The sequence below is a fragment of the Bowmanella pacifica genome (genome assembly GCF_014645355.1).
GTDB classification, from domain to species: domain Bacteria; phylum Pseudomonadota; class Gammaproteobacteria; order Enterobacterales; family Alteromonadaceae; genus Bowmanella; species Bowmanella pacifica.
In genome coordinates, this window is sequence record NZ_BMLS01000001.1 from 1,407,760 (window position 1) to 1,419,662 (window position 11,903).

Annotated in this window: 14 protein-coding genes; 3 read left to right on the plus strand and 11 right to left on the minus strand. The window is 45.4% G+C overall.

The genetic code is table 11. The features are described 5' to 3' along the window. Positions 1–414: 414 nt before the first annotated feature. The 3 genes from IEX02_RS05890 to IEX02_RS05900 are packed head-to-tail and all read right to left on the minus strand — an operon-like array spanning position 415 to position 2,323. Entirely contained in the window at positions 415–1,236 is an 822-nt protein-coding gene (locus IEX02_RS05890; protein WP_188691553.1) for an ATP-binding protein, read from the minus strand. Continuing rightward, a complete protein-coding gene (locus IEX02_RS05895) occupies positions 1,217–1,861 on the minus strand; it encodes a DnaT-like ssDNA-binding domain-containing protein (protein ID WP_188691556.1) in 645 nt (214 codons plus the stop codon). Before IEX02_RS05895 ends, IEX02_RS05890 begins: the two co-directional genes overlap by 20 nt. 3 nt (positions 1,862–1,864) lie before the next feature. After that, on the minus strand, positions 1,865–2,323 hold the full coding sequence (locus tag IEX02_RS05900) for a flavodoxin domain-containing protein (protein WP_188691559.1): 459 nt from the start codon (positions 2,321–2,323) through the stop codon (positions 1,865–1,867). Between the two features lie 162 nt (positions 2,324–2,485). Here IEX02_RS05900 and IEX02_RS05905 point away from each other — a divergent pair, with 162 nt between their 5' ends. Then, positions 2,486–3,796, plus strand: coding sequence for a PP2C family protein-serine/threonine phosphatase (locus IEX02_RS05905; RefSeq protein WP_188691562.1), 1,311 nt, complete (start codon positions 2,486–2,488; stop codon positions 3,794–3,796). A gap of 68 nt (positions 3,797–3,864) precedes the next feature. Beyond that, positions 3,865–4,308, plus strand: coding sequence for an STAS domain-containing protein (locus tag IEX02_RS05910; protein WP_188691564.1), 444 nt, complete (start codon positions 3,865–3,867; stop codon positions 4,306–4,308). 39 nt (positions 4,309–4,347) lie between these two features. Here the strand turns inward: IEX02_RS05910 and IEX02_RS05915 are convergent, their stop codons facing one another. The 8 genes from IEX02_RS05915 to rpmH form a co-directional block, all read right to left on the minus strand. Next, the gene (locus tag IEX02_RS05915; protein ID WP_188691567.1) at positions 4,348–4,920 is read right to left on the minus strand and encodes a TetR/AcrR family transcriptional regulator; all 573 of its coding nucleotides are present in this window, start codon (positions 4,918–4,920) and stop codon (positions 4,348–4,350) included. Between the two features lie 13 nt (positions 4,921–4,933). Then, the gene (locus IEX02_RS05920; protein ID WP_188691568.1) at positions 4,934–5,479 is read right to left on the minus strand and encodes a carboxymuconolactone decarboxylase family protein; all 546 of its coding nucleotides are present in this window, start codon (positions 5,477–5,479) and stop codon (positions 4,934–4,936) included. A gap of 212 nt (positions 5,480–5,691) precedes the next feature. Then, on the minus strand, positions 5,692–7,056 hold the full coding sequence (gene mnmE, locus IEX02_RS05925; RefSeq protein WP_188691570.1) for a tRNA uridine-5-carboxymethylaminomethyl(34) synthesis GTPase MnmE: 1,365 nt from the start codon (positions 7,054–7,056) through the stop codon (positions 5,692–5,694). Between the two features lie 4 nt (positions 7,057–7,060). Next, positions 7,061–7,543: a YajQ family cyclic di-GMP-binding protein gene (locus IEX02_RS05930; protein WP_188691572.1), complete on the minus strand. Its 483-nt coding sequence runs from the start codon at positions 7,541–7,543 to the stop codon at positions 7,061–7,063. Positions 7,544–7,627: 84 nt separating this feature from the next. After that, on the minus strand, positions 7,628–9,259 hold the full coding sequence (gene yidC, locus IEX02_RS05935; protein WP_188691573.1) for a membrane protein insertase YidC: 1,632 nt from the start codon (positions 9,257–9,259) through the stop codon (positions 7,628–7,630). Between the two features lie 17 nt (positions 9,260–9,276). Further along, on the minus strand, positions 9,277–9,516 hold the full coding sequence (gene yidD, locus IEX02_RS05940) for a membrane protein insertion efficiency factor YidD (protein WP_188691575.1): 240 nt from the start codon (positions 9,514–9,516) through the stop codon (positions 9,277–9,279). Next, complete coding sequence (rnpA, locus tag IEX02_RS05945; RefSeq protein WP_188691577.1) at positions 9,471–9,839, minus strand: ribonuclease P protein component; 369 nt, start codon at positions 9,837–9,839, stop codon at positions 9,471–9,473. Before rnpA ends, yidD begins: the two co-directional genes overlap by 46 nt. A 14-nt stretch (positions 9,840–9,853) precedes the next feature. Then, positions 9,854–9,988 carry a 50S ribosomal protein L34 gene (gene rpmH / locus IEX02_RS05950; RefSeq protein ID WP_082633349.1) on the minus strand — a complete coding sequence of 45 codons (135 nt, stop codon included), beginning with the start codon at positions 9,986–9,988 and terminating at the stop codon, positions 9,854–9,856. A gap of 524 nt (positions 9,989–10,512) precedes the next feature. Here rpmH and dnaA point away from each other — a divergent pair. After that, positions 10,513–11,898: a chromosomal replication initiator protein DnaA gene (dnaA, locus tag IEX02_RS05955; RefSeq protein ID WP_188691578.1), complete on the plus strand. Its 1,386-nt coding sequence runs from the start codon at positions 10,513–10,515 to the stop codon at positions 11,896–11,898. Positions 11,899–11,903: the final 5 nt, after the last annotated feature.

Sequence of the window (11,903 nt, forward strand, 5' to 3'; positions counted from 1 at the left end):
CTGATCTCTTTATTTATTTTTATTATATTTAGTGTGGCAGGATCCTTTGGATAAGCGATTTTTAATCTTATTAATCAACAGTATAGGCTTATAGTTTAGGTGTGGGTAATCCTTGATCTATCCTGTATAAGCTGGGATCAAAATGCGATCTTATCCACAGCTGGTTTTATGGCTAAAGTTATTCTTGCATTGATCAAAGGTTGATCACAGTTAACCTATGGATCTTATCCACAATCCCTTTATTCCTGTGCCTTCTCTGTGAATAAACTATGAGTTGATCCTGAGTAAGATCCTTAGATCTGTGTCTGGAAAAGGCTGATCGGGCGATCTGATCTTGGGCGGGGAGATCTGGGGATAATGATCTAAAGGGGCAAATGTGCTGACGACAATTTTTTTAGCCGTCAGCACAATTCGCTATCTAACTTGGTTAGGAACATAGCCTGATGTGGTTTTTTTACTGGGTGAGGCAAAATCATCTGTCACCGTTTTACGTCTGCTGGGACCACTGAATCGGACTTTATAGGTGTCATATTCCTTAATAGATTCGAAACAGTAAGGCCCTAAAGCCTGTTCAAGCCCATTTAGGTCGTGGTTAGTGATCAATATGCAGTTCTTATTCTGGCTATGACGTTGGCGCAGCAGCGTTCCTAGCCAACTTTGGGTGCTTTTCTTTAATACAGTCTCATTTACACAGACTTCATCAAGAATCAGCAGATCCACTGACATTAGTTCGTGGGTGATCTCTCTGAACTTTTGCCCAATGTCGTCCTTGGCCGAGTAGTCATATGAAAAATAGCGCATTTCCAGCAGGCTGGTTAGCTGTCTGTACAATACGGATATCTCATAGCGATCAATAAGTTCATGGGCTATTGCACCGGCAATATGCGATTTTCCCCGGCCATAGTCACCATAAAACACCATCATATGTGAGCCGCTGGCTCGCCAACTGGGATCGCTGTGAGCGGCAATAAAAGACTGTGCGATACTGACGGCTTCAGTAACATCCGGACTATCCTGAATCAGGTTGTCAAAGGTCCATTTAGGATTCAAATCTGAACGTCCGTGAATTTGCTCAATGCGCTTGCGTTTAGCGTCTGACTGCTGCTGACGCACTTCGAAATTAGCTTGCTGCTCATATTCTTTGCGAAGCTGCGCATAATCTTTTACTTGCTCTACCGGTTTGGGCTTTCCCAGGGTACGGCCGAGTTGTTCAATTTTATCCTTTAGGCTTTGCACTGTATTTCTCCACCAGTTTCTTGGCGTTTTCATCTGCTGCCACACCCGCAGTGGCTGTGACAAACTGTTGCCCGATTTTATGTCTACTACCTGGTGTCAGGCGTGACTTTTTCAATTGTAGAACGAATCGCTGAGTCCATTGAAATTGGGTTAGGTTGACTTCCGGACGACTTAACCAATAAGCGATAAATTCACCAATGTCTTCATCTGAGTACTGGTTGTCCAACAATCCGACCAATTGACTCAAGTCTTCAAACAACCTTTGATTTGGTCGCCACTCCACTGACATGCTTTGCCAGTGCATATGCAAGGTTTGATACTGTGTTTGTGAGGCGGCGATTAGCGGTAACAGCAGTTGTTGGCCGTTTAAGCTACGACTGCTAATGCACTCATTCTGGCTATCTACCAAACCAGCATCCGCCAGTTCCCGCAGCAGCTGGTTGATATGCCTGCCCAGGCTGAGTATTGGCTGTTTACTGTTTAGTAGGGCTAATAACTTTCTATAGTTCAGAGGGTTAGTTAATCCTGACGCCTTATCCGCATCAGGTCGCAAGCCCAGACAATAAAGCACCCTGGCTTCGTTGCTCAGTGCTCCATTAAGTGCAATTAGTTCGGATTGGTTCAATTGTTACCTCTGCAGCCAGGATTGAATCTTGTTGCGAATATGATCCGATTCAAACCAGGCAATCACTTCATCTTCCGGTACAGGATGTTGTAATACATCAACCAATATGGGTTCTGCCAGAAGCTCTGCATTTGTTTTATCCATGTCTTTTTGCATCTGCTTAGCGCCTTCGCAGAAGGTATCGTAGCTACTGTCGCCCAATCCAACCAGAAGATAGCTAAGATGAGGGAAATGCTGCTCTTCAAGCTGCTTAGAAAACGGCTTTATATTGTCTGGTAGTTCACCTGCTCCATGGGTTGAGGTGCAGATAAGCCAGAGGGCAGTGCGATCTAAGTCAGCTATGTCTGGCTTTAAATGCAGCTGGTTGGGAATACCCATTTCCTGCAATTTTTCACAAATGGCATCCGCCACGTACTCCGTTGCACCCAACATGGAACCGACCAGTATTTCTATTTTTTGCATTGCTAAATGTGCTGACATCCCGAATGTCGGCAGTATATCAAGTTGTCGACAAATTGGCCTAGATTGCTTTTATGCCGGACTGTGGTTGACTATGTTTATAGCTATAGTGAAGTGAACAGCGTAGTTTATTTGTACAAGTGCTTTGTGAGATTTGAGTTGCCAATGAGTCAAACCACTTACAATGAGGAAAGGTTGCTGTTTTGTAACGAAGACGAAGCTGTGCAAACCGGCCAGAATGACAAAACGCCCTGGAAAGTGTTGATCGTTGATGATGACGATGAAGTCCACATACTGACACGATTAGTGTTGCGAGATTTGGTCTTCGAACAGCGACCGCTACTATTATTGAGCGCTAAAAGTGCAGCCGAAGCACGCAAAGTACTCACCAAAGAGCAGGATATTGCCTTGGTGTTGTTGGATGTGGTGATGGAGTCTGATGATGCTGGCTTACAGTTGGTTAAGTTTATACGGCGTGACCTCAGAAATGATGATGTGCGCATTATTTTGCGCACGGGCCAACCTGGTCATGCGCCAGAACAGCAAGTTATCCTGCAATACGATATTAACGATTATAAAGAGAAGACTGAGCTGACCGTTCAGAAGTTATTTACCGCGGTAATTGCTTCCCTTCGTACTTACATGTACATCGAAAAAGTAACTCAGTTGAACCAGCAGCTTGAGCAAAAAGTGACCTTTCGGACTCAGGAACTTGAACAGGCCAACGCTAAGTTGGAGCAATCCCTAAAGATTTTGCAAGATGGAGAGAAGGCGGGGAGGCAGGTTCAGTTTAAGTTGCTGCCAGACAAGGAACTCACCATAGAGCGGGTAAGTTTTTCGCATTTATTGATGCCGTCAGAAATTATGAGCGGTGACTTTGTTGATTATTTTGCCGTTAATGAGCGTTATATGGGGTTTTACCTCGCTGATGTGGCGGGACATGGTGTGTCTTCGGCCTTTGTTACGATTTATCTCAAACGCTTTATAACAACTCTGCAAGAACAATATCGCCGTGGTGAACAAAGCGCTTTGTTAGATCCCGCTGCCGTGCTTTCAATGTTGAATCAAGCATTAATCGCTGATGATATTGGTAAGCATATCGCGATCTTTTACGCTGTGATTGATTTGCAATCTAACCAACTTTGCTACGCCAATGCAGGTATATTCCCATGGCCAGTGCTAATTCAAAATGGTCAGGCACAGTTGATAGAGACAAAAGGCACACCCGTGGGGTTATTTGATTTTACCCAGTATCAGACAAGCTACTGTCCGTTGGCCGACAAATTCAGGCTCTATATATGTTCTGACGGTATACTCGACATACTACAAGAGGTTAGCCTGGAGGAAAAAATGCATAGTTTAATAGCCTGTTTGCAGCATGCACCCGATGATATGCAAGGCTTAGCCGAGCATTTAAGTATCAGGTCATCAAGCCATTTGTCTGACGATTTGACGGTATTAAGTGTGTTTCGTTAAGCAAAACTTGATTCGGAGGTTTTATGAGGGACGAACAGGTTTTTTTTGCTAATCATGCGGGATTATGTGTGTTTAAGTTTGTTGGTGAGCTGAGACATACTTCGGTAGAGGGCATGGACGGATTTATCCGTCATTTATTTACACATTCCACATGTTCGCGAGTCGCCGCTGACCTAACGGAAACTGAGTATATGGACAGTACCTGCCTGGGACTACTTGCGATGCTAGCCAGGGTCAGCATTAGCCATAACAAAGGCAAACCAAGCTTGTTCTGTACAAATGCCAATATGTTGCTGTTGCTGAAAAGCATGTGCTTAGATCAGGTTTTTCATTTTGTAGAAGCTCGCATCGAAGATGTGCCGATGCGCGGAGTGAGTGAAGCGGCAAATCCTGATGCACAGGCTGAGATGATTTATCAGGCGCACAAGGAGTTGAGCGCGCTGAGTGAAGAAAATAGAAAATTGTTTCAGCCAGTAGTTGAGTTGATGGAGAAGGAGCGGGAAGGTAAGTAATTGCTACTTCGCCGGACAGCATAAGCCTGGCCCCAGGCATTAAGCTGTCAGTTCGTTTTTAAGTAATCTTTCTATGGTCAGACGGGCCTGATGCGGTGTTGAAGGGCCTTCCGCTAACATATCTGCTACGGCTTCCAAAGCGCCGTAAATTGCCGCTAGTCTAACCTTATCCAAGGCAATGGACGGTGAAATAAAAGGCTTAAAAACGCTGATCAAAGCCTGACAAAAAAAGTGGCGAATTTCGCGATGAATATCACGATATTCAGGGTAGGCCATCAAGGCAAAAATCACTTCGTTGTATTCACGCCCATTCTGTTCAAGACAATCTAAATAGGCATCGGTGAATAGGGTAACAGCTTGTTCAAAGTTAGTAGCTTGTTGCTGTATTTTTATATTCATGGCATCCACAAATCGCTTATCACAACGTTTGTATAGGGCATGAAGTAAACTTTGTCGGCTTGCAAAGTGTTTGTAGGTAATAGGCTTAGTTACACCAGCCTGGTGGGCTAATGTGATGAGTGTCAGGGCTTCCGTGCCCTTTTCTCGTATGATTTTTGCCGCCACATCCAACAGTTGTTCGTGGCGGGCTTCCTTAGTCAATCGAGACGTCAAATGGGATCTCCGTTTAGTATTCAGCTATCGCAACTTTTGGAAAATCAATTTTCGTTTGCACTATGTTGTTAACCCAGTTGCTAAAGGTGTTCAATGTAACCCAGGCGGCAATTTGAATGAGTTGTTGTTCTGATAATCCTGCTTCGTATGCGGCTTTTTTATCCTGCGTATCCAGATGGCCCTGTTTCTCCATCATTTGCTCAACCAATGTGAGTATTGCCTGTTCTTGCGCTGAATCTGCCTTGCCTAATTGCGCCTGTTGACAGGCTTCGGCACTGATTCCAGCGCGCTTAGCGGAAAAAGTGTGTCCACTTACACAGTAATGGCATCCATTGTAGTTAGCAACTTTGAGTGCTATCAGTTCACGTTGGCGTTCATTAAGTGCTCCGTGGGTTTCTACGGCTGTTACAAAATCAAGATAGCCGCGCAGTGAGCCTCCATCAATGCCCAGTGCAGCAAAGAAGTTGGGTACCATCCCATATTGTTCTTTGAAGCCTTTTAAAATGGGGGCTGCAAGGTCGTCTGCTGTCTCAATAGTTGCCAGGTTAAGTTCAAACATTTTAGATGCTCCAGTAGATGGGGTGAGCGTTGAATAAGGTTGGATACACTGAGCCGGAGGGAGTAGAACCGGTTCAGCTCATAGACGTTTATATGTCATGTTACCAAAGGTAACTTGAGGGGTAGTATACTAATGGTAACTTTGTTGTCAACAGAGATCCCAAACCAATGAGCACAGCTGATGTGCTCATTGCATGAATTGAAGAAAGGGGGTTATTTACCTATACAGAAAGAGCTGAAGATGCGTCCTAATAGATCATCTGAGCTAAATTCACCGGTGATTTCGTTCAGGTGTTGCTGCACTAAACGGAGTTCTTCAGCCAAGAGTTCACCAGCCATACAACTAACGAGCTGCTCGAAACCTATATCAAGATGTTCAGCGGCTTTTTCCAGTGCATCCAAATGACGTCGTCGGGCGATAAACTGTCCTTCAGTGCTGGCTTCAAAGCCCATGCAGTCCTTCAGATGTTGCGCGAGTAAGTCTATTCCTTTTGCCTGACTGGCACTGAGGCGAATTAAGGTATTGCTTTGGTTTTCTATTTTTTCAACGGCTTCGCCTGATAAGTCCACCTTATTGCGGATTAAGGTCACTTTTGTGCCTTTGGGCAGCCGTTCGATAAAGTCAGGCCAAATGACCTTAGGATCGGTTTCGCTGGTTTTAGTGCTGTCGACCATCATTAGCACCCGGTCGGCCTGAGCAATTTCCTGCCAGGCGCGCTGAATACCGATCTGCTCTACTTTGTCGTCGCTGTCCCGTAGACCAGCAGTATCGATAATATGCAAAGGCATACCATCGATATGTATATGCTCTTTTAAAACGTCACGGGTGGTGCCGGCAATATCGGTAACAATTGCGGCTTCCCGGCCGGCTAAGGCGTTCAGCAGACTGGATTTTCCAGAATTGGGGCGGCCGGCGATAACCACCCGCATACCTTCCCGTAGTATGCTTCCCTGGTGAGCTTGCGCGCGTATCGTTTGCAGTTGCTGAATGATGTCTTGCAGGTCACTTTGCACCTTACCATCTGACAAAAAGTCGACTTCCTCATCAGGAAAATCAATGGCAGCCTCTACATAGATTCGCAAATGAATTACCTGTTCAACCAAATGATGAACCTGCTTGGAAAACTCCCCTTGCAAAGAGCGGACGGCGGAAAGGGCGGCTTGTTCTGAACTGGCATCAATCAAATCCGCTATGGCTTCGGCCTGGGCGAGATCCATCTTGTCATTCAGAAAAGCACGCTCACTGAACTCCCCTGGTCGAGCTATTTGCACGCCATCTACGGCCAGAATGTGGCGAATAAGCATGTCCATAACTACCTGACCACCGTGTCCCTGAAGTTCCAGTATGTCTTCACCGGTAAAGGAATTCGGGGCTTTAAAAAACAAGGCTATACCCTGATCGAGCGGGTTTCCCTGTTCATCATAAAACGGCAGATATTCGGCTAGTCGAGGCTTGGGAACCTTGCCCAGTAAGCGCTGTGCGACTTGCTGGGCCTGTTCACCAGACACTCTGATAATGCCAACACTACCCCGCCCAGGGGCGGTAGCCTGGGCAACAATGGTCGGTTGTTTGGTCATGTAATTAATCGCGGAAGTTAGTGAACTGGAATGGTTGACCAAGATCAGCAGCTTTAACCAGTGCAATAGCTTCTTGCAGGTCGTCTCGTTTCTTGCCGGTGACGCGAACCTGGTCACCTTGAATGGAGCTTTGTACCTTAACCTTGCTTTCTTTGATCAGCTTGCTGATCTTTTTCGCCATGTCTTGCTCAATACCCTGGCGAAATACCAATATCTGCTTGTGGGTTTTACCGCTGCGCTCGATACCTTTTTGCTCTATGCAGGCAGTACTTACACCGCGTTTGGCACATTTAGAACGCAGAATTTCCTGCATTTGTTGAAGCTGGAACTCCGCTTCCGCAACCAGTGTTACCTGATTCTCTTTTTGTTCAAAACTGGCTTCAATGCCGCGAAAATCAAATCGTGTATCCAGTTCGCGAATGGCGTTGTCTACAGCGTTTTTCACTTCAACCAGATCAACTTCAGAGACAATGTCAAAAGATGGCATGTCGATTCCTCTAGGGTGATGAATAGGGGTATTTTACCCAACAGCTAAAGAAAAGGCCCGTTAAACGGGCCTCTGAATTTGTGTTTAGTGGGCTTTGATGCCGCGTTTTTCCATGGATGCGTAAATCATCTTAGCCTGAATAAGGGTGATCACGTTGCTTATCAACCAGTACAGTACCAGACCAGCAGGGAACCACAGGAAGAACACACTCATCATGACCGGCATCCATTGCATAATCTTTTGCTGCATCGGATCCTGAATGGTCATAGGCTGCAGTTTCTGTAACAGGAACATACTGGCACCTGTTAGCACTGGTAGCACAAAGTAAGGGTCTTTAACCGACAAGTCGGTAATCCACAGGAAGAAGTCAGCATGACGTAGCTCAACACTTTCCAGGAATACCCAGTACAGAGCCAGGAAGATAGGCATTTGTAGTAGGAGAGGGAAACAGCCACCCATGGGATTAACTTTTTCCTTCTTATACATCTCCATCATGGCCTGAGACATCTTCTGACGGTCTTCGCCGTACCGCTCTTTGAGCGCTTGCATTTTCGGTTGTAAGGCACGCAGTTTTGCCATGGATTCGTACTGGGCTTTGGTCAGTGGATACATCGCACCTTTAACTATTATGGTGATGATGATAATTGCCAGACCCCAGTTGCCTACCAGGCCGTGGATAAATTGCAGCAACCAGAATAAGGGCTGCGAGAGCCACCACAGAATGCCGTAATCTACGGTTAGGTCGAGACCCCTGGCAAGCTGTACCAGGTCGTCTTGATCTTTGGGACCGGTATATAATGTGCTGCCAAGCTGAAGTGTTTCACCAGGGGCAACGGACTTCAGGCTGCCTTTAAAACCTATGCTGGCATACTCATTGTTCAAAATACGGCTATACAGGGTATTTTGTTCATCTTGTGGTGGAACCCAGGCCGATACGAAATAATGTTGAAGCATGGCAACCCAGCCGCCCTGCGTATTTTCATTCAGCTTCTCGTCTTCGATATCGTCAAAGGCATGCTTTTCATAGCGTTCTTCAGCAGTTGAATAGGCTGCACCACGGTAGGTCGGCATAAACATGCTGCTTTCCGGTCCCGCCAGTGATTGCTTTAACTGTGCATATTGTTGCACATGAATAGTTGATCCAGAGTTGTTCTGAACACTGTATTCAACCCGTAGGTCATGCTTACCTTTAGAGAAAATAAACGTTTTGGTAATCAGAACGCCATTGGCGCTTTGATAGGTAAGGGGGACGCTAAGACTATCTTCACTCAACTGATATTCGGTAGCTTGTGCCGTATAGACTGGCCGTCCTTTAGATGACGAATCAGGGCCATCGGGACCTATCAAACCACTTTGTGCAATGTATTGATGTCCTGGGTCAGATGCCAGTAAGGTAAAGCTCTCACTTGAACCTTGTGTAACTGGAAAATCCACCAGTTTGGCTGAGACTACATCGCCACCTTGTGTGTTTATTTGCACATCCAGGCTATCAGTCAAGACGTGGATTAACTTGCCCTGAGTTTCGACTGATGCGGTTAGATGCTGGGTATCAGCAACGGGAACATCATCCGACACCGGACTACTTACGTTAGCGGTACTGTCAGCAACCTCGGCGGTTTGAACTGGCGGTTGGCCATAATCCAGTTGCCACTGTTGCCACAATAAAAAGCTGACCAAGGCCAGGCCAATGAGAAGAAAGCTTCTTTGGGATTCCATAACTGACTACTTTTATCTTATGTTTTCGGTGGGACGGGATCGTCTCCCCCCGGATGTAAAGGGTGGCATTTTAATATGCGTTTGATGCTTAACCAACAACCAATCACTACACCATGGCTTTTAATTGCTCCGGCAGCATATTCCGAACAAGTCGGGTTGAATCGACACCTCGGTCCCAAAAGCGGTGAAATCCACCTTTGGTAAAGTCGAATTAGCCAGATACTGGCTGATTGCAACGCTGTTTGAGCTTTTTCCATAACCTACTCAAGAGTTCATACAACTGTTGATTGGTCAATTGATCCAACCCGGACTTGCCGACTAACACTATATCAGCACAAGGCAGATCATGTTGGTTTAGTCGAAAACTTTCTCGAATTACGCGTTTTAGGCGATTTCGGTCGTGGGCTTTTTTGACTCGTTTTTTAGCGAGTGTAATACCTAATCTGGGATGGGATAAGCCATTAAGTCTGGCGAGAGCAGTTAATTGCGGAGATACAGCGGGCGTTGCTTGCTGGAATACATTCTCGAAATGGGTGGGAGTAAGTAACCTTAACTCCCGAGAAAATTGATTTTCACCCACTTCGATAAATGCAATTAGGCTGATAAACGAGCACGGCCTTTTGCACGACGACTAGCTAGAACCTTGCGGCCATTTTTTGTCGCCATGCGGGCACGAAAACCGTGTGAACGTTTACGCTTTAAATTACTTGGTTGAAATGTTCTTTTCATAACCTAGTCCGCCGCTTCAATAACTGATGTTGACACTTCAAGCACGGGGTTGTGCTCAAAAGGACGCCGAATTTTAGAGATCTATACGGGGCATGTCAATGTAATTTGCAGCCTGCTGTCGCTTTTGTATACCTGTCTTTATGCTGATGTGTTAATAACCTGAGTGATTCTCGTTGGTTTATCCACAGAAAAGCGACATCTTCTGACTATATACTTAATAAATTGCGGGCTTTTTATTCACTTATTGCTTTTTGATATATACGGGAGACGATATGTCGATATTATTTTTAATGAAAATAATATCTTTAAAAACAGTAGGGTAGGTCGTTTTTTTCAAGAGGAAGCGAATAGGGTTAAGATCGATCTTGAACATGTGGATAAATTTAAGCAATAATTCACAGCCTTAGTCAAAGCAGGTCAGTTCACCTTACACATGATAAAGGTGTTCGTTTTCTGTTCGCATTTATCAGTTTCGTCTTATTGAGCTGGCGACTTCCATCGGTTCCGGCAGGAGTGCCTTATTAATGTCATTATGGGAAGAATGTCTCAGGCGGTTACAGCAGGAGTTGCCAACCCAGCAATTCAGCATGTGGATTCGTCCGCTTCAAGCCCACTACGACAATTCAACGCTAACTTTATTTGCCCCTAATCGTTTTGTTCTTGATTGGGTACGTGACAAGTATATTTCGCGAATATCTGAGTTGTTTGAAGAGATCTGTGCGCCTGACAAGGCGCCTGCACTGCATTTTGATGTGGGAGTTGCTAATACTGTTCCAAGTGTTTCTGCACCTATGCAGTCTGTTGCTGCGCCAGTCAGCACATTCTCTGCACCTCCCCCTATAGCTCAACCTCCCGCTAGTGGGATGCCTCAGCAAGTCAGGGTAGAGCACAAGAGTAATATCAACTTAACTTATACCTTTGATAATTTTGTTGAGGGTAAGTCAAACCAGTTAGCCAGAGCGGCGGCCAGTCAGGTCGCTGACAACCCAGGTGGTGCATACAACCCGTTATTTATATATGGTGGAACGGGTTTAGGTAAGACTCACCTTCTGCACGCAGTAGGCAACGGACTGATGGCAAAGAACAAAGATGCCAAAGTTGTTTACATGCACTCCGAGCGTTTTGTTCAGGACATGGTTAAGGCGTTGCAGAATAACGCGATAGAAGAGTTTAAGCGTTATTATCGGTCTGTAGATGCATTACTCATCGATGATATTCAGTTTTTCGCTAAGAAGGACCGCTCACAGGAAGAGTTTTTCCATACCTTTAATGCGTTATTAGAAGGTAATCAGCAAATTATCCTGACTTCAGATCGATACCCCAAAGAAATCGATGGGGTTGAGGATCGTTTGAAGTCTCGTTTTGGCTGGGGATTAACTATAGCCATCGAACCGCCGGAGCTTGAAACTCGTGTGGCGATATTGATGAGAAAGGCAGTAGAAAATCGGATTCATTTACCTGATGAAGTGGCTTTCTTTATCGCCAAACGATTACGTTCCAATGTGCGTGAATTGGAAGGCGCGTTAAATAGAGTTATCGCCAACGCTAACTTTACTGGGCGTCCGATCACCATAGATTTTGTCCGTGAAGCGTTAAGAGATCTATTAGCCTTACAGGAAAAACTGGTTACTATAGATAACATTCAGAAAACGGTTGCCGAATATTACAAAATTAAGGTGGCCGATATCCTCTCCAAACGGAGAAGTCGCAGCGTAGCCAGGCCACGGCAAGTTGCTATGGCTTTAGCGAAAGAATTGACTAATCACAGTTTGCCCGAGATTGGCGATGCATTTGGTGGCAGAGACCACACTACTGTGTTGCACGCTTGCCGGAAAATTGGGCAATTGCGTGAAGAGAGTCATGATATAAAAGAAGACTATCAGAATTTGATTCGAACCCTGTCGTCCTAAAAACT

Excerpts from the sequence above, each read along its gene's own strand:
- IEX02_RS05930 (WP_188691572.1), bottom strand. The coding sequence starts at position 7,543 with ATGCCATCTTTTGACATTGTCTCTGAAGTTGATCTGGTTGAAGTGAAA.
- IEX02_RS05920 (WP_188691568.1), bottom strand. The coding sequence starts at position 5,479 with ATGTTTGAACTTAACCTGGCAACTATTGAGACAGCAGACGACCTTGCA.
- mnmE (WP_188691570.1), bottom strand. The coding sequence starts at position 7,056 with ATGACCAAACAACCGACCATTGTTGCCCAGGCTACCGCCCCTGGGCGG.
- IEX02_RS05900 (WP_188691559.1), bottom strand. The coding sequence starts at position 2,323 with ATGCAAAAAATAGAAATACTGGTCGGTTCCATGTTGGGTGCAACGGAG.
- yidC (WP_188691573.1), bottom strand. The coding sequence starts at position 9,259 with ATGGAATCCCAAAGAAGCTTTCTTCTCATTGGCCTGGCCTTGGTCAGC.
- IEX02_RS05905 (WP_188691562.1), top strand. The coding sequence starts at position 2,486 with ATGAGTCAAACCACTTACAATGAGGAAAGGTTGCTGTTTTGTAACGAA.
- yidD (WP_188691575.1), bottom strand. The coding sequence starts at position 9,516 with ATGGAAAAAGCTCAAACAGCGTTGCAATCAGCCAGTATCTGGCTAATT.
- dnaA (WP_188691578.1), top strand. The coding sequence starts at position 10,513 with ATGTCATTATGGGAAGAATGTCTCAGGCGGTTACAGCAGGAGTTGCCA.
- rpmH (WP_082633349.1), bottom strand. The coding sequence starts at position 9,988 with ATGAAAAGAACATTTCAACCAAGTAATTTAAAGCGTAAACGTTCACAC.